This is a genomic window from Streptomyces sp. NPDC052107 (assembly GCF_040680215.1).
Lineage (GTDB): Bacteria > Actinomycetota > Actinomycetes > Streptomycetales > Streptomycetaceae > Streptomyces.
On the sequence record NZ_JBFAWG010000255.1, the window covers coordinates 1 to 1,990 of the forward strand.

Annotated in this window: 2 protein-coding genes; one reads left to right on the forward strand and one right to left on the reverse strand. The window is 66.8% G+C overall.

Annotation, left to right across the window (positions count from 1 at the left end; translation table 11 throughout):
* Positions 1-71: 71 nt before the first annotated feature.
* The gene (locus tag AB0M27_RS47565) at positions 72-554 is read left to right on the forward strand and encodes a hypothetical protein (protein WP_365732430.1); all 483 of its coding nucleotides are present in this window, start codon (positions 72-74) and stop codon (positions 552-554) included.
* On the opposite strand, the gene AB0M27_RS47570 is transcribed toward AB0M27_RS47565, so the two are convergent.
* Positions 547-1,749: an IS110 family transposase gene (locus AB0M27_RS47570; RefSeq protein ID WP_365732431.1), complete on the reverse strand. Its 1,203-nt coding sequence runs from the start codon at positions 1,747-1,749 to the stop codon at positions 547-549. The two genes, AB0M27_RS47565 and AB0M27_RS47570, sit on opposite strands and share 8 nt — an antisense overlap.
* Positions 1,750-1,990 lie beyond the last annotated feature (241 nt).

A 1,990-nucleotide genomic window follows, 5' to 3' on the forward strand; every position in this document is an offset into this window, starting at 1 on the left:
GGGGGTGCCCCTATGGGTTTCGTCAAGGGAATCGGCCTGCGTTTCGGTGAGTGGCAAGGCAGCATGGCGTGATGCCTGACCTGCTGTGGGATGACGTCAAGCGCTTCTTTGCTCCCGAGTTGATGGGGTCGCTGCCGGACGTCCGCGTCCCGGATACCTCGGTGGAGGACTGGCAAGCGGTGCTTGATCTCGTTCAGTCGCAGGGGTGGTCGTGCGAGTACTCCGAGGACGGTGCTGTGGTCCGGCTGCCGAGAGCTGCGGAGATGCTGACCCGCGGTGAGGGTGCCGACGCGTTGCTTAGGGTCTGGCCGGTTCCTGGATTCCTGGTGATCTTTCGGGCGTATGAGGCTGGCTCGATCGACTTCGACGTTGATCTGCGGGAGTTGCAGGGTCAGCACGGCGTGGATGTGCTGTGCCGTCTGCTGCGGGCAATCGGGCGTCGGCTCGGCAAGCCGGTGTTGCTGAGCCCGGAGTCTGATCCGCTCCACCCGGTTCTCGGCTTCGGCGTCGACGCCGACCGTGTAGTGCTGCTGGGTGGCCCGCAGGTCACGTGACCGCCGCTGGCTGCGGCTCGTAGAAGGTGCCGTCGCGGAGCATCGCGAAGAGGACGTCGGCTCGACGTCTGGCGAGGCAGAGGAGGGCTTGGGTGTGATGCTTGCCCTGCTTGATCTTCTTGTCGTAGTAGGCCCTGGAGGCCGGATCGGCCAGGGCTGCGAACGCGGAGAGGAAGAACGCTCTCTTGAGCTGCTTGTTCCCGCGGCGGGAGGGTTGTTCTCCGCGGATCGAGGAGCCCGAGCTACGGGTGGCAGGAGCGAGGCCGGCGTAGGAGGCGAGGTGGGCGGCGCTCGGGAATGCGCTGCCGTCGCCGACGTCGATGAGGATCCTCGCTCCGGTCCTGACGCCAATCCCCGGCATGGACGTCAGGACTTTGGAAAGAGGGTGGGCCTCCAGCAGCTCCTCGATCCTGGTGGCCAGGAGTTTGCGCTGGTCGAGGACGGCGCTGAGGGAAGTGGCGAGGCTGGGCACGATGAGCGCGGCCGCGTCGGTGCCGGGAACGACCACGGTCTGCTCGTCCATAGCGGTGAAGATGTCCTCGACCAGGCGCTCGGCCATCCGCGGGGCCTTCGGACGTATGAGGGTGATCAGCCGTCGGCGTCCCGCCTTGCGGATCTGGGCCGGGGATCCGAACCGTTCCAGCAGCATCAGGACGGCCGGGTGCTGGATGCGGGGGCCCACAACGCGCTCCAGGTGCGGGTGAATCTGGGTCAGCAGCCCGCGGAGCCGGTTCGCGACCCGGGTAGCCTCACCCGCGAGGTCGTCATCGAAGCCCACGATCATCTCCAGCTCGGCAACGGTCTCGTCTTCGAGCTCGATGACGCGAAGGGTATGCGGCATCGCCCGGGCCGCGTCCGCGATGATGAACGCGTCCCTCGCATCGGTCTTGGCCTCGCCGGGATAGAGATCGGCGATCCGCCGCATGGTCAGCCCGGGCAGATAGGCGACCTTGCAGCCCGCGTCGCGGGCCACGGCCAGAGGCAGGGCGCCGATCGAGGCGGGCTGGTCGACGACGACGAGTACGGTGCCGTGCTTCGCGATCAGCTTGGCGAACACCTCACGGAGCTTGGGTTCGCTGTTGGGCAGCCGCTTGTCGAGGGCTTTCTTCCCGGCCGGGGTCAGCGCGGTGGCGTGGTGTTCGCCCTTGCCGACGTCCAGGCCGAGGAAGACGCCGATGTCACTGGTGTCGATCACGTGCACTCTCCGGTCGTACGTCCCCGGCCCTACCTGCGGCACCAGCTGCCGGCATCCACATTACGAAGAGCCTCCCAACTTCCCGAAGGAGTCGGTGGTCATGCCCCTAATCAGCGGTCTGCCAGTGCCTCCGGGAGCGGTGACACCACCCCCCAGATCATGCGAACTACAGGGGGGAACAGTCATGCCGTCCCAGAGGCCGGGCACCCCATTGCGGGGCTGATCAACAAGGTAATGGGGG

Excerpts from the sequence above, each read along its gene's own strand:
- AB0M27_RS47565 (WP_365732430.1), top strand. The coding sequence starts at position 72 with ATGCCTGACCTGCTGTGGGATGACGTCAAGCGCTTCTTTGCTCCCGAG.